Source organism: Cupriavidus sp. 8B (genome assembly GCF_054589115.1).
Genome location: NZ_BAAILO010000418.1, coordinates 1 through 683 on the forward strand (window position 1 = coordinate 1; position 683 = coordinate 683).

At 58.4% G+C, this 683-nt stretch carries 1 protein-coding gene; it reads left to right on the forward strand.

Going from position 1 to position 683, the window contains the following annotated elements; genetic code table 11:
- Window positions 1–460: PDDEXK nuclease domain-containing protein (locus ACYP5B_RS39860; protein WP_459573312.1), on the forward strand; the 460-nt coding region annotated here is incomplete at its 5' end.
- Between the last annotated feature and the right edge of the window lie 223 nt (window positions 461–683).

The window sequence follows — 683 nt, forward strand, 5'->3', positions numbered from 1 at the left end:
CAAACGGTTTTTTGATGACCGGTCGCGGGCTGACCTCGCCGGGTCCCGGCTCACGCGCCTGCGGCCGCGACCGCTAATCAAAAAACCCTCTGCTTTATGCCGACCTCGGCATAATCTCGATCTGCTCTTCTACCACCTAAAGCTGCGCTGTTACATCGTAATCGAACTGAAGACAGGTGCCTTCAAGCCGGAGTATGCGGAACAGATCAGCTTCTACCTGTCGGCGGTCGATGCCGAGATGAAGACAGCGGCCGACAATCCTACTATCGGGCTGCTGCTATGCCAGGAGCACAACCGGCTGGTGGTCGAATACGCACTGCGCGGCATGGGCAATCCGATTGGCGTGGCCCAGTACCAGCTGGTGGCGGAGCTGCCGGCCGAACTGCAGGAAAGTCTGCCGAGCGTCGAGGCGTTGACTCAGGAACTGGAGCCTGACACCCGGCGTAATGAGGGGGATTAAGCCTGCAGGCACCGCCGCGCTCGAGATCACCGCGGCCTCCCGTGCTGGCGCGTCGGCGTCCATGAGCCTCTCCTAATCGTTCATACGTTCGTAATTTAACATAATACCTATTGTGCATGTTTGGACTTGTAGAGGCCAAATCAGAATGTCCGCTTGCAGCCACATCAGAATGTCCTCTGGATAGACCTATACTGGTAGCGCCTGGGTTGGACGGGAGCGCGCC